General features: G+C 72.2%; 19 protein-coding genes and 1 pseudogene. 10 read left to right on the top strand and 10 right to left on the bottom strand.

The window, feature by feature from the left end; translation table 11 throughout:
• Positions 1–176: 176 nt before the first annotated feature.
• The 6 genes from AB0F04_RS16200 to AB0F04_RS16225 all read right to left on the bottom strand — a co-directional run bounded on the left by AB0F04_RS16200 (position 177) and on the right by AB0F04_RS16225 (position 4,282).
• Positions 177–1,556, bottom strand: a complete 1,380-nt coding sequence (locus AB0F04_RS16200) for an 8-oxoguanine deaminase (protein ID WP_362041981.1) — start codon at positions 1,554–1,556, stop codon at positions 177–179.
• Between the two features lie 118 nt (positions 1,557–1,674).
• Entirely contained in the window at positions 1,675–2,607 is a 933-nt protein-coding gene (gene pucL, locus AB0F04_RS16205; protein WP_362041984.1) for a factor-independent urate hydroxylase, read from the bottom strand.
• A 6-nt stretch (positions 2,608–2,613) separates the two neighbouring features.
• On the bottom strand, positions 2,614–3,015 hold the full coding sequence (gene uraH, locus AB0F04_RS16210) for a hydroxyisourate hydrolase (RefSeq protein ID WP_362041987.1): 402 nt from the start codon (positions 3,013–3,015) through the stop codon (positions 2,614–2,616).
• Between the two features lie 4 nt (positions 3,016–3,019).
• Positions 3,020–3,532 carry a 2-oxo-4-hydroxy-4-carboxy-5-ureidoimidazoline decarboxylase gene (gene uraD / locus AB0F04_RS16215; protein WP_362041990.1) on the bottom strand — a complete coding sequence of 171 codons (513 nt, stop codon included), beginning with the start codon at positions 3,530–3,532 and terminating at the stop codon, positions 3,020–3,022.
• Between the two features lie 133 nt (positions 3,533–3,665).
• Positions 3,666–4,034 (bottom strand): helix-turn-helix domain-containing protein, encoded by a 369-nt coding sequence (locus AB0F04_RS16220; RefSeq protein WP_362041993.1) that lies wholly within the window; start codon positions 4,032–4,034, stop codon positions 3,666–3,668.
• Entirely contained in the window at positions 4,031–4,282 is a 252-nt protein-coding gene (locus AB0F04_RS16225) for a thiamine-binding protein (protein WP_361879652.1), read from the bottom strand. Before AB0F04_RS16225 ends, AB0F04_RS16220 begins: the two co-directional genes overlap by 4 nt.
• A gap of 160 nt (positions 4,283–4,442) precedes the next feature.
• Here AB0F04_RS16225 and AB0F04_RS16230 point away from each other — a divergent pair, with 160 nt between their 5' ends.
• From AB0F04_RS16230 to AB0F04_RS16250, 5 genes and pseudogenes are all read left to right on the top strand, one after another.
• A complete protein-coding gene (locus AB0F04_RS16230; protein WP_362041996.1) occupies positions 4,443–5,264 on the top strand; it encodes a TIM barrel protein in 822 nt (273 codons plus the stop codon).
• Between the two features lie 25 nt (positions 5,265–5,289).
• A complete protein-coding gene (locus tag AB0F04_RS16235; protein WP_362041998.1) occupies positions 5,290–6,180 on the top strand; it encodes a 2-hydroxy-3-oxopropionate reductase in 891 nt (296 codons plus the stop codon).
• Between the two features lie 194 nt (positions 6,181–6,374).
• Positions 6,375–6,515 (top strand): annotated as a pseudogene (locus AB0F04_RS16240) (catalase-related domain-containing protein); the annotation flags it as partial.
• A gap of 312 nt (positions 6,516–6,827) precedes the next feature.
• Complete coding sequence (locus AB0F04_RS16245; protein ID WP_362042000.1) at positions 6,828–7,064, top strand: hypothetical protein; 237 nt, start codon at positions 6,828–6,830, stop codon at positions 7,062–7,064.
• Positions 7,065–7,222: 158 nt separating this feature from the next.
• Complete coding sequence (locus AB0F04_RS16250) at positions 7,223–7,624, top strand: hypothetical protein (protein WP_362042001.1); 402 nt, start codon at positions 7,223–7,225, stop codon at positions 7,622–7,624.
• 387 nt (positions 7,625–8,011) lie between these two features.
• Here AB0F04_RS16250 and gcl read toward each other — a convergent pair whose 3' ends face one another.
• The gene (gene gcl / locus AB0F04_RS16255; RefSeq protein WP_362042003.1) at positions 8,012–9,796 is read right to left on the bottom strand and encodes a glyoxylate carboligase; all 1,785 of its coding nucleotides are present in this window, start codon (positions 9,794–9,796) and stop codon (positions 8,012–8,014) included.
• 207 nt (positions 9,797–10,003) lie between these two features.
• On the opposite strand from gcl, the gene AB0F04_RS16260 reads away from it, so the two are divergent.
• On the top strand, positions 10,004–10,753 hold the full coding sequence (locus AB0F04_RS16260; protein WP_362042005.1) for a hypothetical protein: 750 nt from the start codon (positions 10,004–10,006) through the stop codon (positions 10,751–10,753).
• 28 nt (positions 10,754–10,781) lie between these two features.
• Positions 10,782–11,288 carry a GNAT family N-acetyltransferase gene (locus tag AB0F04_RS16265; RefSeq protein ID WP_362042007.1) on the top strand — a complete coding sequence of 169 codons (507 nt, stop codon included), beginning with the start codon at positions 10,782–10,784 and terminating at the stop codon, positions 11,286–11,288.
• A 12-nt stretch (positions 11,289–11,300) separates the two neighbouring features.
• Here the strand turns inward: AB0F04_RS16265 and AB0F04_RS16270 are convergent, their stop codons facing one another.
• On the bottom strand, positions 11,301–12,887 hold the full coding sequence (locus AB0F04_RS16270) for an AMP-binding protein (protein ID WP_362042008.1): 1,587 nt from the start codon (positions 12,885–12,887) through the stop codon (positions 11,301–11,303).
• A complete protein-coding gene (locus AB0F04_RS16275; RefSeq protein WP_362042010.1) occupies positions 12,884–14,563 on the bottom strand; it encodes an AMP-binding protein in 1,680 nt (559 codons plus the stop codon). The genes AB0F04_RS16270 and AB0F04_RS16275 overlap by 4 nt, the downstream gene beginning before the upstream one ends.
• Positions 14,564–14,689: 126 nt before the next feature.
• Here AB0F04_RS16275 and AB0F04_RS16280 point away from each other — a divergent pair, with 126 nt between their 5' ends.
• From AB0F04_RS16280 to AB0F04_RS16290, 3 genes are all read left to right on the top strand, one after another.
• Positions 14,690–15,499, top strand: a complete 810-nt coding sequence (locus AB0F04_RS16280; protein WP_362042012.1) for a helix-turn-helix transcriptional regulator — start codon at positions 14,690–14,692, stop codon at positions 15,497–15,499.
• Positions 15,500–15,703: 204 nt separating this feature from the next.
• Positions 15,704–18,556 carry an AAA family ATPase gene (locus AB0F04_RS16285; RefSeq protein ID WP_362042014.1) on the top strand — a complete coding sequence of 951 codons (2,853 nt, stop codon included), beginning with the start codon at positions 15,704–15,706 and terminating at the stop codon, positions 18,554–18,556.
• A gap of 203 nt (positions 18,557–18,759) precedes the next feature.
• Positions 18,760–19,551, top strand: a complete 792-nt coding sequence (locus AB0F04_RS16290; protein WP_362042016.1) for a serine protease — start codon at positions 18,760–18,762, stop codon at positions 19,549–19,551.
• 111 nt (positions 19,552–19,662) lie between these two features.
• Here AB0F04_RS16290 and AB0F04_RS16295 read toward each other — a convergent pair whose 3' ends face one another.
• Positions 19,663–20,778, bottom strand: coding sequence for a winged helix DNA-binding domain-containing protein (locus AB0F04_RS16295; RefSeq protein ID WP_362042018.1), 1,116 nt, complete (start codon positions 20,776–20,778; stop codon positions 19,663–19,665).
• Positions 20,779–20,845: the final 67 nt, after the last annotated feature.

Below are 20,845 nucleotides of genomic sequence, written 5' to 3' on the forward strand. Positions count from 1 at the left end.
GGACGGTCGCGTTGTCCGCCGTGGACATGTCCTGGACACCGAGCACCTTGCCGCTGTGGGCGTTGCGGAAGCGGAACCCGTTTCCGTCGGGCCCCGGAGACGACCGCCGTGCACCCCGCTCGGGTGCACGGCCACCGGCCGGGAGCCGTCCCTCCCGGCCGGAGCCAAGGGGGTGTTCAGGCCTCGGCGGCGATCTTCGCCAGCCGCCGGGCCTCGTCCCGCGTGGCGCGGGCGATGGCGTCCTCGTCGGCCGTCAGCAGCCGTCCGTCCTCCACGATCTGCCGGCCGTTCACGAAGGAGGCGGTGACCGGGGCGGCCGCGCCGAAGACCAGTGCGGTCACCGGGTCGGCGATGGAGGCGTGGGCGAGCGTGTCCAGCTTCCACAGCACGAGGTCGGCGAGCTTGCCGGGCTCCAGGGAGCCGGTCTCCGCGGCCCGGCCGAGGACCTGGGCGCCTCCGTACGTGCCCAGGCGCAGGGCCTGACGGGCGTTCAGGGCGGCCTCCTTGTGGCCGCCGAGGCGGTTGATGAGGAGGGCGTTGCGCAGTTCGGTGTGGAGTTCGCCGGACTCGTTGGAGGCGGTGCCGTCGACGCCGAGGCCGACGGGGACGCCGGCGGCGAGCATGTCGGGGACGCGGGCGATTCCGGCGGCGAGGCGGGCGTTGGAGGACGGGCAGTGCGCGACGCCGGTCCGGGACCGGGCGAAGGCGGCGATGTCGGAGTCGTTCATGTGGACGCAGTGCGCCATCCACACGTCCTCGCCGAGCCAGCCGGTGGACTCGAAGTAGTCGGTCGGTCCCATGCCGAACAGTTCGTGGCAGAACTTCTCCTCCTCCACGGTCTCCGAGCCGTGGGTGTGCAGCCGGACGCCGAGGCGGCGGGCCAGCTGGGCGCCGTCGCGGAGCAGTTCGGTGGAGACGGAGAAGGGCGAGCAGGGCGCGACGGCGACCTGGGTCATGGCGTCGAAGGAGGAGTCGTGGTGCTGCCGCACGGTCTCCTCGGTGGCCGCCAGCGCACCGTCGAGACTCTCCACGGCGAAGTCCGGGGGCAGGCCGCCGTCCTTCTCGCTGCGGTCCATGGAGCCGCGGGCGAGGGTGAAGCGGACGCCCATGTCGCGGGCGGCGCCGATGATCGCGCCGGAGAGGTCGCCGGAGCCCCGCGGGAAGACGTAGTGGTGGTCCATGGCGGTGGTGACGCCGCCGCGGGCCATCATCGCCAGGGAGCCCTGGGCGGCGGCGCGGACCATCGGCTCGTCGATGCGCGCCCAGGTGGGGTAGAGCGCGACGAGCCAGTCGAACAGGTTGTGGTCCGTGGCGAGGCCCCGGGTGATCCACTGGTAGAAGTGGTGGTGGGTGTTGATCAGGCCGGGGGTCACGAGGTGGCCGTCGGCGTCGATACGACGAACGACGTTCTCCAGGGCCTCGGGGGCCGCGCCCGCGCCGAGCGACTCGATGCGGTTGCCGGCGAGGACGACGTGCCCGCGGGCGTACTCCGTGTCGTGTTCGTCGACGGTCGCGATCGCGCAGTTCTCGATGACGGTGCGCCGCTCTGCTGCCATGGTTCGTCCCTTTTCACGAAGTGTGCTGAATTGGCGAGGGCACGGCAGGACCCTGGGAGTTTTGAGTGCCGTGGCCGGGAGGAGGGTTCCCCGGCCACGGGTGCCGAAAGGGTGAGCGTCAGAGGTTGGTGAGGTCCTCGGGGATCCTCGCCTCGCAGCCGTCCCTGAGGACCGTCGCCTCGATCAGGCCGTAGGGGCGGTCGGCGGCGTAGTACACAGCTCCGTCGGCGGTGTCGTTCTTCAGCCCGAACGGCTCCAGGTCGACCAGGAAGTGGTGCTTGTTCGGGAGGGAGAAGCGGACCTCGTCGATCTCGCTGCGGTGATCGATGATCCGCGCGCCCATCTGGTACAGCGTCTGCTGCAGCGAGAGGGAGTAGGTCTCGGCGAAGGCCTGGAGCAGGTGCTTCTTGACCTGCTCGTAGGACTTCTCCCAGTCGGGCATGCGCTGCTCGTCGTCGGTCCAGTTGAACCGCCAGCGGCCGGAGACCTCGGTGGCCAGGATGCGGTCGTAGGCCTCCTTCAGCGTCGTGTACTTGTCCTTGACGTACCCCCAGAACTCGGAGTTGGTCGAGTTCATCACGACCAGGTCCTTCAGGCCGGAGACGACCTCCCACGACGAGCCGTCGTAGGTGATCTGGGTCAGCCGGACCTCCTGGCCCGTGCGGACGAAGGAGTGCTTGGCCTCGTCGGCGCCGATGGACTGCGAGGCGGCGTCGGAGGCCTCGATCCGCTCCCAGGCGTATTCCTCGATGCGGATCCGGGCGCGGTGGATGGGCTGCTGGCTGGTGACGAAGTGCCGGGCGAGGTGAATGCCGAACTGCTCGGCCGACTCGATGCCGTGTTCCTTGGCGAACGCGTACACCGTGTTCTTGGTGGTGTCGGTCGGCAGGACGTTGGCGTTGGAACCGGAGTAGTGGACCTCGTCCATGTCGCCGGAGAGGGCGACGGAGACGTTGAGGTCCTTGATGTGGTGGGTGGCGCCGTCCCGCGTGATCTTGACGACTCGGTTCTCGGCCTTGCCGTACTGGTTCTGTCCCAGAATGGTGGGCATCTCTAGCTAGCTCCCTCGGTAAACGGAGTAGCCGAACGGGTTGAGCAGCAGCGGTACGTGGTAGTGCTCCCCGGGCGTCACGGCGAAGGTGATCGCCACCTCGGGGAAGAACACGGCACCGCTGTCCCGATTCGCGGGGGCGTCCTGCTGCGCATCGGCTTGCTTCTTCGCAGATTCTTCGAAGTACGGCTCCACCGCGAAGTCGAGCCGTACGTGGGTCGTTCCCTCCGGCAGAGCCGGCAGGTCCTTGCACCGCCCGTCCGCGTCGGTCACCGAGCCGCCGAGCGCCCGCCAGTCGGCTGCACGCCCCGAACGGGCGGACAGGTGGACGGCGACGCCTGCGGCGGGCCGGCCGACGCTGGTGTCCAGGATGTGCGTGGACACGGAGGCGGTGGTGCTGGTGCTCATGGGGTCAGGCTTCCTCTTCGACGAGTCGGGCGAGGCGGATGCGGTTGATCTTCCCCAGTTCGGTGCGGACGATCTCCCGCTCCCGGTCCGGTGTGTTGCCGATCCGTTCCCTGACCGCGTCGCGCATCTGCTCGCCGGTCCGGCCGGTCGCGCAGATGAGGAAGACGTGGCCGAACTTCTCCTGGTAGGCGAGGTTCAGCTCCAGCATCTCCGCCTTGAGCGCGTCGGAGGCGCCGGCCATGCCACGCTGTTCCCGGGCCGAGGTGGGGTCCCCGGGCCGGGGGCGGCCGATGGGCGGGTGGCCGGCCATCGCCTCGTCGAGGTCCGCGGCCGTCAGGTCGGCCATGGCGGCGTCGCTCGCGGCGTACAGGTCCTCGCAGGTGGCGTAGGGGCGGGCGGCCAGCAGGCGCTTCGCCCACGCCGTGGCGGCGCACACCTCGTGGAGGGCGGCGTGGGCCGCGTGCTCCTCGAGGGTGTTGAACCGGGTCAGGCCCGGCGGCGTGGAAGTGGACGTCACGGGAGCCTCCGTGGCCGGATTCGGCCTTCGTGCTGAACGGGCGTGCCGATAGCTAACGCCTTCCCGCGACAGCACGTCAACAGTTTGTTGAAAATTTCGGGGCGCGAAACCGGACCGATACGCCGGGCGCCGGTCAGGCCCCCTTCTCGCGGTTGAGGTAGTTGTAGACGGTGAAGCGGCTGACACCCAGTGCGCTCGCCACCGTCTCCACTCCGTGCCGTACGGAGAAGGCGCCGCGCGCCTCGAGTGTCCGCACCACCTCCTGCTTGGCCCTGCGGTCCAGATCCGCCAGCGGCATGCCCTTGCGGCGCTCCATGGCGGCCAGGATGTGATCGAGGGAGTCGGCGAGCTGCGGCAGCCGTACGGCGACGGCATCCCTGCCCTCCCAGGCCAGGACGACGTCGTCGGGGCCGGCCTCGTCGGGCGGGATCATCTCGCCGCCCATCGCGTCGACCAGGGGTTTCACGGCCGCGATGAACGGCTCGTCCCCGGCGCCACTCACGCGCCACCCTCCTCGACCACGTTGACCTGGAGCGAGACGCGGGTGGCGCCGGCCTCCAGGGTCTTGCGGAGCAGGGCGTCCACGGCGGTGAGCACCGCGTCGGCACCACCCTCCGCGGTGTTGCCGAACGGGCCCACGTCCACGGCGTCCAGCTCGGCGGCCTCCACGACCTCGCGGGCCACCACCGCGTGCGCGGGCGCCTCGTCCAGGTCGAACGGCTCGGTCGTGAACTCCACTCTCAGTCGCACGCGCTCAACCTAACGCGCGGGACGGACTTTCCGGCAGCCCCTCTTGACAGCCCTCGCACCCCACGGGCAGTCTTCCGTTAAGCAGAAACAAGATTCCACTATGCGGAAACTACGGAGCAGTGGCAAGCACTGCAGAGACAAGGAAGGGAGCGCCGCCCCGATGGGATTCGCAGACCAGCGCTTCAACGTCAACCTGTCGATCCTCTTCACGGAGCTCCCCCTCCTGGAGCGCCCCGCGGCCGCCGCGGCGGCGGGCTTCACCGCCGTCGAGCTGTGGTGGCCCTGGGTCGACTCACCCGTCCCCGAGCGGTCCGGGCTCCACGCCCTCAAACGCGCGATCGAGGACGCCGGCGTCCGGCTCACCGGCCTGAACTTCTACGCCGGGCAGCTCCCGGGCCCGGACCGCGGCGCCCTGTCGCTTCCCGGCGAGGAGTCGGAGCGGTTCCGCGCCAACATCGACGTGGCCGCCGACTTCGCCGCGTCCGTGGGCTGCACGGCGCTCAACGCCCTGTACGGCAACCGCGTCGAGGGCGTGGACCCGGCCGAGCAGGACGCGCTCGCGCTCGAGAATCTGGTCCTGGCGGCCCGGGCCGCCGACCGGATCGGCGCGATCCTGCTGATCGAGGCGCTGAACAAGCCCGAGTCGCCGCTGTACCCGCTGGTGTCCGCGCCCGCCGCCGTCGAGGTCGTCGACAAGGTCAACGAGGCGACGGGGCTGGACAACGCGCGCTTCCTCATGGACCTCTACCACCTGTCCATGAACGGCGAGGACCTGCCGGCGGTGATCGAGCGGTTCGCCCCGAAGACCGGGCACGTCCAGATCGCCGACAGCCCGGGCCGCGGCGCGCCCGGCACGGGCTCGCTGCCCCTCGAAGACCTCCTCGACCGGCTGAACAAGGCGGGTTACGACGGCTGGGTCGGCCTCGAGTACAAGCCGGGCGACCGCCCGAGCGCCGAGGCCTTCGGCTGGCTGTCCCGCTGACCCCGCATCCGAAAGGCACACCATCATGAGCACACTCCCCAAGGTCGCCTGGATCGGACTCGGCATCATGGGCTCCCCCATGTCCGAGAACCTGATCAAGGCGGGCTACCAGGTCACCGGCTACACGCTGGAGCAGGACAAGCTGGACCGTCTGGCCGCCGCCGGCGGCACCGCCGCCTCCTCGGTCGCCGAGGCCGTCGAGGACGCCGATGTCGTCATCACGATGGTCCCGGCGTCCCCGCAGGTGGAGGCCATCGCCCACGGCCCGGACGGCATCCTGGAGAACGCGCGGTCCGGCGCGCTGCTGATCGACATGTCCTCGATCACGCCCCAGACCTCGGTCGACCTGGCGAAGGCGGCGAAGGACAAGGGCATCCGTGTCCTGGACGCCCCGGTGTCCGGCGGCGAGGCCGGCGCGATCGAGGCCGTGCTGTCCATCATGGTGGGCGGCGAGCAAGCCGACTTCGACCAGGCGAAGCCGATCTTCGAGGCGCTCGGCAAGACCATCGTGCTGTGCGGTCCGCACGGCTCCGGCCAGACCGTGAAGGCCGCCAACCAGCTGATCGTCGCCGTGAACATCCAGGCGTGCGCCGAGGCCGTGGTCTTCCTGGAGAAGTCCGGCGTGGACCTGAAGGCCGCCCTGGACGTCCTGGGCGGCGGACTCGCCGGCTCGACCGTGCTGACCCGCAAGAAGGACAACTTCCTCGGCCGGGACTTCAAGCCGGGCTTCCGGATCGACCTGCACCACAAGGACATGGGCATCGTCACGGACGCCGCCCGCACCGTCGGCGCGGCCCTGCCGGTCGGCGCCGTGGTCGCCCAGCTGGTGGCGAGTCTGCGTGCGCAGGGCGACGGGGGCCTGGACCACTCGGCGCTGCTGAGGGCCGTGGAACGGCTCTCCGGCGCCCAGCTCTGACCCTGCGCAGACCCTCGTGACCCCGGAGGCCCTGATCCCCGGGCGGCGCCGCCGCTGACACCTGTCCTGTCGCGCCCGAAGCGGCGGCGCCGCCCGGAACCAGCCATGCCGACCACTCAACGAAACGAGATGCGCCAGGCCTGCAGGCCGAACTCCTACAACGGCCCCGCCGAGACCGGCCGCCCGCTCTCGGCGTGGTCGCGAACATCGCCGGCGGCCTGTCGAAGGTCACCCGCGACGACGTGACCGAGAAGAACCTCGCGCACCTCCGCGCCGCCGACCCCGAGTACGGGCGGCGCGTGGAGGAGGCGGTCCGCGCCCTGCGCGAGGACTGAACTCCCTGACCGTGACCGACCACCCGGGGAGACCCGGATGAGGGGTGGTCCCCCCCGGCACGGACACGGCCAGGGCGCGGACCGCGGCGGCGTGCGAGCCAGTGCGGTGGTGAAAGGCCCGGACCGGCTTCTCGACCTGAGGGAAGCCGGCCTCGGAGCCCGTCGCACCCGCCGCGGTCCCAGCACCACCCTTCCCCTGTCCCCCGGACCCCGTCCGGCGGCGCGAATGTCCTGTCGCGCCCAGCCTCGCGCCGCCGGACGGCCAAGCCCTCCCGGGGTGCGGACCGGTTCCGTTCGCAGCAGCCTGAAGGCATGGCATCTCCCACCGAGCAACCGCACGTCGTGGTCCACGCCCCCGCCCTGGACGGCTCCCGCCGCGTCACCCTGGGCGAGGAGCCGCTCGGCGTCGCCACCCACACCGACGACGTCGCCGAGATCCTGCGCCTCGCCGACCTGTACGTCACCGATGTCGCCGAGAGCGACCTCGTCGAGTGGCAGGGCGGCGGTCCGGACGACTGGCCGGGGCTGTCGGAGCACCACGAGCGCTGAGCGCGTCTGCCGCACCGTTCGTACAGTCCGTACGGCACCCTCACATCGAGCTCTGAACCCGGCCCCGGGGGCTGCGACCGCCCCCGGGGCCGGGCACATTCTCGTCATACGGGGGCCCGCCGGCACGGGGGCGGCGGGCCCGGTACGGGGGTGAAGCCATGGGCGACGGTACGGCGGTCCGGCTGGAGCCGCACGAGATCGCACTGCTGGGGGGAGGCCCGCGGGCCGCCGTCACCGTCGCCCTGGTGGAGCTGTACCTGCGGGGTCGGGTGGAGGCGGGCCCGCCCGGGACGGTCCGGGCGGGTGTCGCGGACGCCGCGGAGGCGGAACGGCAGCCCTCCGGTTCGGCGGCCGCGGTACACACCTGCCTGCGTGTGCCCGTCTCTCCCAAGGCCTTGGTGAAGGATCCGGAGATCCGCCTCGCGGTGACCCTCATGCGCATTCCGCTCGCGGAGGCGGGGCTGCTGCGTCACCCCCTGCCCGGGCCGACCCGCGCTGCCCGCCGCCACGTCCGCGGGCAGCGCCACGAGCACCCCCTGCCGACGAGCAGAACGGTCTGACCGACCCCGAACGGCTGCTGCTGGTCGCCCTGCACGGGGAGGCGGCCCTGCGGCTCCTGGTGCCGCGCTTCGCGCTGCGGGCGGGCCTGGTGCGCCGGGCGGAGGTGGGCGGCAGCAGCCTTCTCGAGGACCCGCCGCGCGGCAGGAACGGCGGGGGCGGGGGCTACCACTCATGCGGTGCCGGCGGGGGCTGCGGAGGCGGCGGAAGCTGACGCGTGCGTAGGGCACTTCGCGGGCAGGCGCCCGGACCTGACCAGCGGCGCGTGTGCGTGAGCGGTCTCGCCCGAGGACGCGACGCGTTGGGGGACATGCCGCAAGAGCGGCCCCCACGGACATGCCGGAGGGGCGGTCCGCCCCCCATGGACGGACCGCCCCTCTCCCCCCGCGTCAGACCTTGAGCGTCCTGATCGAGGTCGGCGCGTGGCCGGGCTCGGTGGCGATCTCCTCGAACTCCACGACGTTGCCGATGTCGTTGGTCGTCGACATGGAGATATTGGTGACGCGCTCCAGGATCGCCTCGACGACGACCGGGACCCGGTACTCCGCGGCCAGCTTCTTGGCCTGCTCGAAGGCGGCCCCCAGCTCGGCGGGGTCGGTGACGCGGATCGCCTTGCAGCCGAGGCCCTCGGCGACCTTGACATGGTCGACGCCGTAGACGCCGAGCTCCGGCGAGTTGAGGTTCTCGAACTCCAGGTTGACCTGGAAGTCGATCTCGAACGCCCGCTGCGCCTGGCGGATCAGGCCCAGGTAGGAGTTGTTCACCAGGACGTGGATGTACGGGATCCGGTGCTGTGCGCCGACGGCCAGTTCCTCCAGCATGAACTGGAAGTCGTAGTCGCCGGAGAGGGCGACGACCGAGGCGTCCGGGTCGGCCTTGGCCACGCCCAGCGCGGCCGGGATGGTCCAGCCGAGCGGGCCGGCCTGGCCGCAGTTGATCCAGTGGCGGGGCCGGTACACGTGCAGCATCTGCGCCCCGGCGATCTGTGAGAGGCCGATCGTGGAGACGTAGCGGGTCTCCGGCCCGAAGGCCTTGTTCATCTCCTCGTAGACGCGCTGCGGCTTGATCGGGATGTCGTCGAAGTGCGTACGGCGCTGGAGGGTCGCCTTGCGCTCCTGCGCCGCCCGGGCCCACGCGGACCGGTCGGGCAGGGTGCCGGCCTCCCTCAGCTCGCGGGCGACCTCGACGAACAGCTTCAGGGCGGCCCTCGCGTCGGAGGCGATGCCGTAGTCCGGGGCGAAGATCTTGCCGATCTGGGTGGGTTCGACGTCGACGTGGACGAAGGTCCGCCCGGCCGTGTAGACGTCGAGCCTGCCGGTGTGGCGGTTGGCCCAGCGGTTGCCGATGCCGAGGACGAAGTCGGACTCCAGGAACGTCGCGTTGCCGTAGCGGTGCGAGGTCTGCAGGCCCACCATGCCGGCGTTGAGTTCGTGGTCGTCGGGCAGCAGGCCCCAGCCCATCAGGGTCGGGACGACCGGGGTGCCGGTCAGCTCGGCGAATTCGACGAGGAGTTCGGCGGCGTCGGCGTTGATGATGCCGCCGCCCGCGACGATCAGGGGCCGCTCGGAGGCGTTCAGCATCCCGATCGCCTTCTCGATCTGGGCGCGGGTCGCGGCGGGCTTGTAGACGGGGAGCGGCTCGTAGGTCTCCGGGTCGAACTCGATCTCCGTCAGCTGCACGTCGATCGGCAGGTCGATGAGGACCGGGCCCGGGCGGCCGGAACGCATCAGGTGGAAGGCCTGCTGGAAGACGCCCGGGACCTGCGCGGCCTCCAGCACGGTGACGGCCATTTTGGTGACCGGCTTGGCGATGGAGGCGATGTCGACGGCCTGGAAGTCCTCCTTGTGGATCACGGCGGTCGGGGCCTGACCCGTGATGCACAGGATCGGGACGGAGTCACCGGTCGCGGAGTACAGGCCCGTGATCATGTCGGTGCCGGCCGGGCCGGAGGTGCCGATGCAGACGCCGATGTTCCCCGGGCGGGTGCGGGTGTAGCCCTCGGCCATGTGCGAGGCGCCCTCGACGTGGCGGGCGAGGGTGTGGGCGATGCCGCCCGAGGCCTTGAGCGCCGCGTAGAACGGGTTGATCGCCGCGCCGGGGACACCGAACGCGTCGGCGACGCCCTCGCGCTTGAGGATCTCAACTGCCGCGCGGGCAGCGGTCATTCGAGCCATCGAGTACTCCTGCTTCGGCTGTCGGATTCGCACTCCCGTCGCGCCCGCGGTGAGCTCTTCCGTATTGCGGAAATTGTTTTCTACGATCTGGAATGAATGTATGTGGGGCGGGCGAAGGGCGTCAAGAGACGGAAAGCGCCGGACAGGGCGGGGGCGGAGGGAGCACGATGGGCGCACTGCCCCGATACGAAACGGTTCTGGAGTGCCATGACCGAGACCGCCTCGGTGCGCTGCCCGGCCTGCCGCCGCGAGCACCGCTACACGACACCGGCGTACCCGTGCGTGTGCGGCGCGCCGGTCGCCCCGCGCCTGGTCCGGGACGGCACGGCGACGCCCGTCTCGCACCGGGTCTGGCAGGACGACTGGGTGACCGTGCGGTGCGGCTCCTGCGGGCGGCGCGGCGAGTGGCCCCGCCCGGAGGTGGGGTGTTCGTGCGGGATGACGCTGCGGGTGGCGGTCATGGAGGACGGGGAGAGCGCCGCCGCCCGGGGCGGTACAGCCGGTGTGGACGCCACCTCGGCCTCGGAGGCGGTGACGGTCCGGCGCGCCGCCCCGGCCGCCCGGCCCCCCTTCCTCTCCGTCACGATCCGGACCGCGCGGGACGCCGTCACGGCCACCGCCCTGTATCTGCGCTGGCTCGGCTACCGGGGTGTGCGCAGGGCCGACCAGCGCCCGCCCTCCGGCATCGGCCTCGCCGCCCGCGGTGTCGTCGCGCAGGTGGACCCGGTCGTACGCCCGGCGACCCTCAGGGACGTCGAATGCCTGTGGCTGACGGCCATGACGGAGTCCGTGGAGGCCGTCTACGTCTCCCTCGCCGGGTACGCGGACGACGCCCGGGCCCGCGCGGACGCCCTGGGCGTCGCCCTGTTCGTCCTCGGCCTCGACGGCACGCCGAGGCCGGTGAACGGCCCGGCCGACGTCCTGGCCACCTCCGCGACCGGGAACCGGGCCCCCTGACCCCGCCCGCGCCCCGCATACTCACCGCATGCGCATCCGTCCCGCGACCCCGGCCGAACTCCCCGCTCTGCAGGACATCGAACGGGCCGCCGGCGCCCCCTTCCGCGACCTCGGCATGCCGGAGATCGCCGATGACGAACCGCCCGCCGCGGACGTCCTGGAGCGCTACCGCCGGGCGGGCCGCTGCTGGGTCGCCGCCGACCAGCGCGACAGGCCGGTCGCCTACCTCCTGGCCGAACCCGTCGACGGCGCCCTGCACATCGAGCAGGTCTCGGTCCATCCGCGCGCCGCACGGCAGGGCATCGGCCGCGCTTTGCTGGTCCACGCCGCCGGCCGCGCCCGCGAGGAGGGCCTGACGGCCCTGACGCTGACCACCTTCACGGAGGTCCCGTGGAACGCCCCGTACTACGCCCGCCTGGGCTTCCGGCCCGTGGCCGAGGCGGACCTCACGCCCGGCCTCCGAGAGATCCGCGCGGCGGAGGCGGCACACGGCCTGGACCTGTGGCCACGGGTGTGCATGCGTGCGCCGCTGTGACCGGCGCGCCCCTCAGCCGTCGGCGAACCTCTCCCGCAGCTCCACCTTGCGGACCTTCCCGGACACCGTCATCGGGAAGGAGTCGAGGATCCGCACCCGGGCCGGGACCTTGTAGTGGGCCAACCGCCCCTCACAGAAGGCGCGGAGCTCCTCCAGCGTGGGCGGGTCGGCCGGGTCGCGGGCGATGACGCAGGCCAGGACCTCCTCGCCGTAGCGCTCGTGCGGGACGCCGACGACCTGGACGTCCTGGATCTTAGGATGGCCGTACAGGAACTCCTCGATCTCGCGCGGGTAGATGTTCTCGCCGCCCCGGATGATCATGTCCTTGATGCGGCCGACGATCTCGACGTAGCCGTCCTCGCGCATCACGGCGAGGTCGCCCGTGTGCATCCAGCGACCGGCGTCGACGGACGCGGCGGTCTTCTCCGGCTCGTTCCAGTAGCCGAGCATCACGCTGTAGCCGCGGGTGCACAACTCCCCTGCGGTGCCGCGCGGCCGGGTGACCCCCGTCGCCGGGTCGACGACCTTGACCTCGATGTGCGGCAGGACCCGGCCGACCGTGCCGGTGCGGTGCTCCAGGTCGTCGTCCCTGCGGGTCTGCAGCGACACCGGGGACGTCTCGGTCATGCCGTAGCAGATGGACACCTCCGCCATGTGCATCTCGGCGACCACCCGCTTCATCACCTCCACCGGGCACGGCGAGCCCGCCATGATGCCGGTGCGCAGGGAGGTCAGGTCATAGGAGGCGAAGCCGGGGAGGTTCAGCTCCGCGATGAACATGGTCGGGACGCCGTAGAGGGACGTGCAGCGTTCCCGCTGGACCGCCTCCAGGGTGGCCTTCGGGTCGAAGGACGGGGCGGGGATGACCATGCAGGCGCCGTGCGAGGTGGCGGCCAGGTTCCCCATGACCATGCCGAAACAGTGGTAGAAGGGGACAGGGATGCAGATTCTGTCCTGCTCGGTGTAGGCGAGCAACTCCCCCACGAAAAAGCCGTTGTTGAGGATGTTGTGGTGGGAGAGCGTCGCGCCCTTCGGGAAGCCCGTGGTACCCGACGTGTACTGGATGTTGATCGGGTCGTCGCAGGAGAGTTCGTCGTACGTCGCGTCGGGGACCGCCCGCCCGAGCAGCGCCTCCCAGCTCGGGTCGCCGAAGTAGACCACCTCGCGCAACTCCGGAATGCCGCCGCGGACTTGCTCGACCATCGCCCGGTAGTCGCTCGTCTTGTGGCTCAGGGAGGCGAACAGCATCGACACGCCCGCCTGCTTCAGGACGTACTCCACCTCGTGGGTGCGGTACGCCGGGTTGATGTTGACCATGATCGCGCCGATGCGGGCGGTGGCGTACTGGACGAGCACCCACTCGGGGCAGTTGACCGCCCAGATCCCCACCCGGTCGCCCTTGGCGACGCCCAAGGCGTGCAGGGCGGAGGCCAGTTCGCCGACCGCCGCACCGAACTCGGCGTACGTCCAGCGCCGGCCGGACGGCACGTCGACCAGTGCCTCGCGGCCCGGCCAGCGGGCCACCGCCCGGTCCAGGTCGGCCCCGATGGTGTCGCCGAGCAACGCCGTCCCGCTGGTGCCGTGGCTGTAGGAACTCACCGGAAGTCCTCCTCGCGGTACTCGGTCTCCGAGCCGGCCGCCGTGGCCTCACGCAGCTCGATCCGCCGGATCTTGCCGGAGACGGTCTTGGGCAGGTCGCCGAACTCCAGGCGCCGGATGCGCTTGTAGGGGGCCAGGACCTCGCGGGAGTGCTCGAACAGGACCTTGGCGGTGTCGGGGCCGGGCTGCCAGCCCTCGGCCAGCACGACGTACGCCTTGGGGACGGCCAGCCGCAGCTCGTCCGGCGCGGGGACGACCGCCGCCTCGGCGACCGCCTCGTGCTCCAGCAGCGCGCTCTCCAGCTCGAAGGGGCTGATCTTGTAGTCGGAGGCCTTGAAGACGTCGTCGCTGCGTCCGATGTACGTCAGATACCCCTCGGCGTCCCTGGAGGCGACGTCGCCCGTGCGGTAGTACCCGCCGGCCATCGCCTCGGCCGTACGGTCGGCGTCGCCGTGGTACCCGGTCATCAGGCCGACGGGGCGGCCGGACAGGTCGAGTGCGATCTCGCCCTCGGCGGCGCCCGGTGCGCCGGACACGGGGTCGAGGAGTTCGACGCGGTAGCCGGGGCTCGGCCGGCCCATCGAGCCGGTCTTGAGCGGCTGGCCGGGGCTGTTGGCGACCTGGACGGCCGTCTCGGTCTGGCCGAAGCCGTCCCGGATGGTGATGTCCCAGGCCCGGCGGACCTGCTCGATGACCTCCGGGTTGAGCGGCTCGCCGGCCGCGACGACCTCACGGGGCGGGGTGCGCAGCTGCGTCAGGTCGGCCTGGATGAGCATGCGCCACACGGTCGGCGGGGCGCAGAAGGTGGTGACGCCCGCCCGGTCCATCTCCGTCATGAGACGGACGGCGTCGAAACGCGTGTAGTTGTGCAGGAAGACCGTCGCCTCGGCGTTCCACGGGGCGAAGAGATTGGACCAGGCGTGCTTGGCCCAGCCGGGTGAGGAGATGTTCAGGTGCACGTCACCGGGTTTCAGGCCGATCCAGTACATGGTCGACAGATGGCCGATCGGGTACGACGTGTGGGTGTGCTCGACGAGCTTGGGCCGGGCTGTGGTGCCCGACGTGAAGTACAGCATCAACGGGTCGTCGGCCCGGGTCGGGCCGTCGGGGGCGAAGTCCGCGGAGGCGCCGTAGGCGTCGTCCAGCGGCAGCCAGCCGTCCGGCACCGCACCGGCGGCGCCCGCGGCGATGCGCGTGTAGTCGCCGGGGACCTCGGCGAACTTGCCGGTGTCCTCGGGGCGGGCGATGACGTGCCGGACCCGGCCGCGTCCGACGCGGTCGCGCAGGTCGGCGGGGCCGAGCAGGGGGGTGGCCGGAATGACCACCGCGCGCAGTTTCATCGCGGCGAGGGCGGTGATCCACAGTTCGGCCTGGTTGCCGAGCATGACGAGGATCCGGTCCTCGGCGCGCACGCCCCGCTCCCGCAGCCAGGTGGCGAACTGCGCCGACCGCACCGACATCTCCCCGAAGGACAGCCGGGTCTCCCGGCCGTCCTCCTCGACGAGGTGCAGGGCGGTGCGGGAATTGCCGTCGGCGATCTCGTCGAACCAGTCGAGCGCCCAGTTGAAGTACTCCGGACGGGGCCAGCGGAAGCCCTCGTAGGCGGTCGGGTAGTCCTCGCGGTGTTCGAGCAGGAAATCCCGCGCGTCGCGGAACAGCTCCGTCGCCGATGTCATCTGTCCTCCTGGGTGCCGGACCATTGCCGGGCGGCTCTGAGCCATCGTGTAATCCGTGATGCAGGTCTCACTACCCCCGAACGGGGGGTGCGCCCGCACAGGAGCCGTGACGAAGGGGCGGATCAGGTGACGACGGACGCGTCCGACGCGGTCGAGATACGCAACGCGCTGCTGCGTCTGCGGCGGGGCACCGGCCTTCCCGTCGCCTTCGGCGGCCTGCTGGAGGCCGGGCAGAGGATGCGCATCAGCGAACTGAGCGGCACGGCGACGCACGCCCTGCGGTCGCTGGTGGTGACGTCCGGCACCGGTCTCGGCGGCAAGACCCTGGCGCTGGCCCGGCCCTGCGTCGTGACGGAGTACTCGGCGTCGCGGCAGATCAGCCACGAGTACGACGCCCCGGTGGCAGTGGAGGGGCTGCGCTCGGTGCTGGCCGTGCCGGTGGTGGTGCGGCACCGGGTGCGCGGAGTGCTGTACGGGGCGCTGCGCACCTCCCTGCCGCTGGGCGGGCGGATGCTGGACGCGGCCGTGGAGGCGGCGCGGGACGTGGAGCGGGCCATGGCCGTCCGGGACGAGGCCCGCACGCTCGCCGCCGGGGCCGGAGCGGGCCCGGGATGGGAGCGGGTGCGGGAGGCGCACGCGGCCCTGCGGGCGCTGGCTCCGCGGATCGCGGACCCGGAGCTGCGCGCGGAGGTGCTCGGCGCGTGTGCGCTGCTCACGGACGAGTCCGCCGGGCCGCCCCGGGTCGGGCTCGCGCCGCGCGAGGTGGACGTGCTGGCGTGCGTGGCGGCGGGGGCGACGAACGCGGTCGCCGCGGAACGGCTGGGCGTGACGCCGGAGACGGTCAAGGGGTACCTGCGGTCGGCCATGCGGAAGCTGCGGGCCCGTACCCGCGGCGAGGCCGTGGTCGCCGCGCGCCGAGCGGGGTGGTTGCCGTAGGTTTGTGGTGTTTTCTGTGATGCCTGCACGAGTGCTGCGCCGAGGGGTCCCCGAGGAGCCACCGGCCCCGTCTTCCGGGGCATTCGGGAGTCCCGAGAATTCTCCCGCCCTCACGTGTTGTTATTTCCCTCACGAGGTCGTCCCTCCGAAATTCAAACAGCTGTTGCCTAATATTGGCCAGGACACGACACAGGGAGGGGAGCGGTGACCGTACGACGGGACTTCCAGGAGCCTCCCAGAAGCCGCCCCGACCAGGTCATCGGCCGGGAGGAGCTGTTCGCCTCGGCATGTGAACAGCTCGGCCGAGGGGGCAGTGTGCTGCTCCACGGTCCGGCCGGAATTGGAAAGTCGACCGTCCTGCGGGCGCTGGCCGCGGATTACGGCGGTGCGGACCGGACGGTGTTGCGCTGCTCGGCGACCGAGTCGGAATCCCACCTGCCCTTCCTGGCGCTGGCCGATCTGTTCGGACTGGTCCTGGACGACGTGTCCGGTGCCCTGCCCGGCGCCCAGCGCACCGCCCTGGAGTCGGCACTCACCGGCCGCGGCGAGTCCACGCTCCAGCGGGACGGGCTCGCGCTGCGCCTCGCGGTGCTGTCGGCGTTGCGCGCCCTGGCCGCGAAGGGCCCGGTGCTCGTGGTCGCCGACGATCTGCAGTGGCTGGACGCCGCGAGTGCGGAACTGCTCGGCTTCGCGGCCCGCCGGCTGGGCGACACGCCCGTGCAGATGCTGTGCGCGGTGCGGACAGAGGGCCAGGAGTACGACCGTCACCTGCCCGCGTCCCCGCCCGACACGCTCGCCGTCCGGCTGGGCCCGCTGAGCCGTACGCAGGTCTCCGCGCTGCTCGACCACCGCGGCTACACGCCCCTGTCCCGCTCCACGATCCGCGACATCCACCGCACCAGCGGCGGCAACCCGCTCTTCGCGCTGGAGCTGGGCCGCGCCCTGGCCGAGAGCCCGGCCCGGCCCCGGCCGGGTGAGCCGCTGCCCGTGCCCACCTCGCTGCGGGCCCTGGTGCTGAGCCGGCTGGAGATGTTGTCCGACGAGGCGCGCCGCACCCTCCTGGTCGCCAGCGCCGGTGCCCGTCCCACCCTGGCGCTGCTGCACGCGGCCGGGCGCGAGCACGCCGAGGCCGAGACGGCGCAGGCCGCGGCCCTGGGGCTGCTGGCCACCGACCCCGAGGCGCCGGCCCTGCGCTTCGCGCATCCGCTGATCTCGGCCGCCCTCTACGCGGAGGCCCCGGCACAGGAGCGGCGGGCCGTGCACGCCGCGCTGTCCACGGCGGCCTCCGACCCCATCGAGCGGGCCCGGCACCTGGCCCTGGCCACCACCGGCACCGACCCGGACGTCGCGGCCCGGCTCGCCGAGGCCGGTGCGCTGGCCCGGGACCGCGGGGCGCCCTCCGTGGCCGCCTCGCTCGGGCTGCTGGCCGCCCGGCACACCCCGGCGGACAGCACTCCCGGCCCCGACGAGCGGCGTCTGCTGGCCGCGGAGGACGCGATCACCGCCGGCGAGGCCGATCTCGCCCGGGACATCGCACGCGACGTACTGACGCGTGCCACCGTGCCCGCCGAGCGGGTGCGGGCGTGGATGGTGGTCATCGAGGCGGCCGGGCAGGCCCTGGGCGACGTCGACGCCGTCTTCCCGCAGGTCCTCGCCGACGCGGGCGACGACCCGCGCCTGCTCGCCCAGGTCTACTACCAGCTGGCCTGGCGGGGCCTGGTCGTCGAGGGCGACTTCGCGGAGGCCCGCAAGGAAGCCGCGCACGCGGCGGAGCTGGCCGCCCGGGGCGGGGACCGGCGCACCGAGCTGATGGCGCTGTCCTTCCAGGCCTCGACCGAGACCCTGATGGGCCACCCGGACGCCCCCGCGACCGTCAAGCGGGCCCTGAAGGAGCCCCAGGACCCCTACGTGGCCTGCCACCACAACGGCGCCGGGTCGGCCCGGTTCCGCTGGCTGATCATGAGCGACCAGCTGCCCGAGGCGCGGGCGACCATCACCGCGCTGCTGCGCGAGGTGCGCCGGCGGGGCATGGTCGAGAGCGAGGTGCACTTCCTGCGCTTCCTCGCCGACACGGAACTGCGCTCCGGGCACTGCGGCCGGGCCCTGGACCTGGCGCGCGAGAGTTTGCGGCTCGCCCGGGACTCCGGGATCGGCGAGGGCGCCTCGGCGATGCTCGCCTCCCTCGCGGAGGCCTCGGCCGGGGACGTGGACCGGGCGCTGGCCCTCGCCCGCGAGGCGGCGGACCACGCCGAGGTCGACGGCGACCAGATGTATCTCTCCCGGGCCCTGGCGGCCCTGGGTTACGCCCAGTTGGTGGCCGGCGACCCGGCCGCCACCGTCCGGTCGCTGCGCCGGGTGCGGGAGCTGGAGCAGGGGCTCGGCATCAACGACCCCGGGCGCGGGCGCTGGCACGGTGACCTCGCCGAGGCCCTGGTCCGCATCGGGGAGCCGGGCGAGGCCCAGGACGTCATCGACACGACCCGGGCGCACGCGCTGCGGCTGGGCCGGCAGAGCGTGCTGGCCGTCCTGGACCGGGCCGAGGCGCTGGTGCGGGCGGCACGCGGCGAACACGAGGCCGCCGTCGTCCGGTTGACGTCCGTGCAGGACCGCCTCTCCCGGCTCGGGTACGGGCTGGAGGAGGCCCGGGCGGCCTTCGCGCTGGCCCGCCTGCGCGCCCAGGCCGCCGCCTCGCCCCGCCCCGGGGCCAGGCCCCTGCCGGGGCCGGTGTCGTACGACGAGGCCGCGCGGCTGTTCCGGCGCTGCCGTGCGCTGCCCTGGCTGCGGCAGGTCGACGCCGCCGCCACGGCCGGACCCACGGCGGTGGAACCGGCCGCCGCAGCGCCGCCCGTCGCCCTGGACGCCCTGGAGGGGCTCGCCGCGATGGAGCGTCAGGTCGCCTCGCTGGTGATGGAGGGCGCGACCAACCGGGAGATCGCGGCGCGCCTGTTCATCAGCGTCAAGACCGTCGAGGCGACCCTGACCCGGGTCTACCGCAAGCTCGGGATCCGCTCCCGGGTGGACATCGTCCGGCTGGCGGCGGGCCGCCGCACGACCTGACCCGACCTGGGTTTACGGCGCCGGACCGAGGGTTATCCCTGCCCAACTCCCTTAGGGGCTTCCCTCATTGGGGGCGCTCCGCGCTGGGCTCTAGCTTTGGGGCGTGCCGCTCGCCGGGCACACGGAGATCCGAACAACGGTGTCAGGGTCCCCGTTCTCACCACCCGCGCGACCCCCCACCGGCAACTCCCCAAGGAGACCCCATGTTCGGGCTCAACGCTGCCAAGAAGGCCGCCGCCGCCGTCGCGGCGACCGCCGCCGCCGCCACGACCGCGCTGCTCGCCGCTCCCACGGCCGTCGCCGCGCCCCAGCCGATCGTCGGGGGCACCACGACCACGACGTCCGCGTACCCGTTCGTCATGCAGATCACGGACGCCTCGCAGAACCAGTTCTGCGGCGGCACGCTGGTCTCGCCCACGAAGGTCGTCACCGCCGCGCACTGCATGGTCGGCGAGACCACGAGCAGCGTGCGCGTCGTCGGTGGCCGCACCTACCTCAACGGCACCAACGGCACGGTCAGCAGAGTCAGCAAGATATGGATCCACCCGAGCTACACCACCGCCACCAAGGGTGAAGACGTGGCCGTGCTGACGCTGTCGACGGCGATGCCGTACACCACGGCGAAGTACGTCTCCGCCTCCCAGACGTCGGTGTACGCGGCCGGCACCACCGCGCGCATCCTCGGCTGGGGCACCACCGCCTCCAACGGCAGCAGCTCCAACCAGCTGCGCACCGCGACCGTACCGACCGTGTCCGACTCCAGCTGTGGGAGCTCCTACGGCTCCCAGTTCGTGCAGAGCGAGATGGTGTGCGCCGGATACACCTCCGGCGGCGTGGACACCTGCCAGGGCGACAGCGGCGGCCCCCTGCTCATCGGGGGCGTCCTGGCAGGCATCACTTCCTGGGGCGAGGGCTGCGCCCAGGCCGGTTACCCGGGTGTCTACACCCGACTGACCACCTTCTCCAACCTGGTCACGGCACAGGTCAACTCGTGACCTTCCACTAGCTCCTGAGTATCCCTCAGGTGATTGACCAGGGGGCGTTGCGGGCCTCCACGAGCGGCCCGCAACGCCCCCTATCCATGTCTTCCGCAGAGTCCGGGCGTCTCAGGTCCGGACGGCGCCGAAGCGGATGCCGTACGACGACTCCGGGTGCATGACCCGCAGCATCCGCTCCCCCTCGGTGGCGATCTCGTCCTGCTGCGTGCGGGTGAGGCGGTCGAAGGGCTCGATCACGAGCGTGTCCTCCGTCAGCCGCCACAGCCCCGCGAGGAAGCCGTCGACGAGGAGCGTGCAGTAGGCCATGTTGCCCTTCCACGAGCGGCCCCGGTACTCGGGCGGGATCACACGGCTGCGGTCGGCGTGCGAGAGCAGCAGGTTGTCGAACTCGGGGAGGAACCGCGGCGGCGCCGGGGTGTCCGGGTCGGGGCGGGGGGCGTCCGGGAGGTCGAAGAGTTCCGCGCCGCTGTCGTCCCGGAAGGTCGTCAGCTGCGGGCGGAGCCGTTCGAAGGCGTCGCGCAGGCGCGTCATGCCGGCCCAGGTCTGCATGTCCTTCACCGAGGCCGGGCCGAAGGCGGCGAGATAGCGCAGGACGACCTCGTCGGGTGTGGGCGCCGGCTGTGCGGGCCGGCCGAGCCAGTGTTCGGCGGTGGTGAGACTGACCTGTCCGCTGCGCCCCCACAGACCGCGCGGCGTCACCTGCACCAGCGGGAGACGGCAGCGGGCGGCGACGGCCAGGGCCTGCGGATCGGCGTCGGGCCACTCCTTCAGCAGGACCTCGCGCAGTTGCTTCATGGTGCGGGGCTCGGTCTCGACCAGGTCGCGGGCGAGCCCGGCCAGCCGGTCCAGGTCGACGCCGGCGAGTCCTTTGCGGAAGGTCACGAGCTCCCGGTCACGGGCGGGCTGCACCAGCGGCCGCAGGGTGAGGCAGTCGTCCGCGGTGTGGGTGTGGATCGTGGAGCGCATCGTGACGATCCGGACCGCCTCGCGGTCGGCCATCAGCCGGGACAACGCCTCGGGCGCGAACCCGTCGAGCCGGGCGGCGAGCGCGTAGTACGGCGGTTTGACGTTCTGCGCCTGGAGCCCGAGCAGGTGCTCGACGGCCGCCGCGACGGAGAGCCGGGCGGGGCGCAGGAGCAACTGCCGGTCGAGAGTCGCGCGGTTGAGGCTCCGCGCGTCGAGCAGGGGTGCCGTGCCGGTGACGCTCCGCTTGGTGTTCGTCATGTGAGGCACGGTAGCGGGACTTGCGGACAGGTTCTGGCCGCGACAATCCCTTCCGCCGGCGGCGGAG

Source organism: Streptomyces sp. NPDC029041, from assembly GCF_040637515.1.
In the GTDB taxonomy this organism is placed as follows: Bacteria; Actinomycetota; Actinomycetes; order Streptomycetales; family Streptomycetaceae; genus Streptomyces.

Bases quoted from the DNA above. Each gene is read 5' to 3' on its own strand.
- AB0F04_RS16250 (WP_362042001.1), top strand. From the start codon at position 7,223: ATGGGCGACGGTACGGCGGTCCGGCTGGAGCCGCACGAGATCGCACTG.
- pucL (WP_362041984.1), bottom strand. From the start codon at position 2,607: ATGCCCACCATTCTGGGACAGAACCAGTACGGCAAGGCCGAGAACCGA.
- AB0F04_RS16275 (WP_362042010.1), bottom strand. From the start codon at position 14,563: ATGACATCGGCGACGGAGCTGTTCCGCGACGCGCGGGATTTCCTGCTC.
- AB0F04_RS16200 (WP_362041981.1), bottom strand. From the start codon at position 1,556: ATGGCAGCAGAGCGGCGCACCGTCATCGAGAACTGCGCGATCGCGACC.
- AB0F04_RS16260 (WP_362042005.1), top strand. From the start codon at position 10,004: ATGACCGAGACCGCCTCGGTGCGCTGCCCGGCCTGCCGCCGCGAGCAC.
- AB0F04_RS16265 (WP_362042007.1), top strand. From the start codon at position 10,782: ATGCGCATCCGTCCCGCGACCCCGGCCGAACTCCCCGCTCTGCAGGAC.
- AB0F04_RS16230 (WP_362041996.1), top strand. From the start codon at position 4,443: ATGGGATTCGCAGACCAGCGCTTCAACGTCAACCTGTCGATCCTCTTC.
- AB0F04_RS16235 (WP_362041998.1), top strand. From the start codon at position 5,290: ATGAGCACACTCCCCAAGGTCGCCTGGATCGGACTCGGCATCATGGGC.
- AB0F04_RS16290 (WP_362042016.1), top strand. From the start codon at position 18,760: ATGTTCGGGCTCAACGCTGCCAAGAAGGCCGCCGCCGCCGTCGCGGCG.
- uraH (WP_362041987.1), bottom strand. From the start codon at position 3,015: ATGAGCACCAGCACCACCGCCTCCGTGTCCACGCACATCCTGGACACC.
- AB0F04_RS16295 (WP_362042018.1), bottom strand. From the start codon at position 20,778: ATGACGAACACCAAGCGGAGCGTCACCGGCACGGCACCCCTGCTCGAC.
- AB0F04_RS16245 (WP_362042000.1), top strand. From the start codon at position 6,828: ATGGCATCTCCCACCGAGCAACCGCACGTCGTGGTCCACGCCCCCGCC.
- gcl (WP_362042003.1), bottom strand. From the start codon at position 9,796: ATGGCTCGAATGACCGCTGCCCGCGCGGCAGTTGAGATCCTCAAGCGC.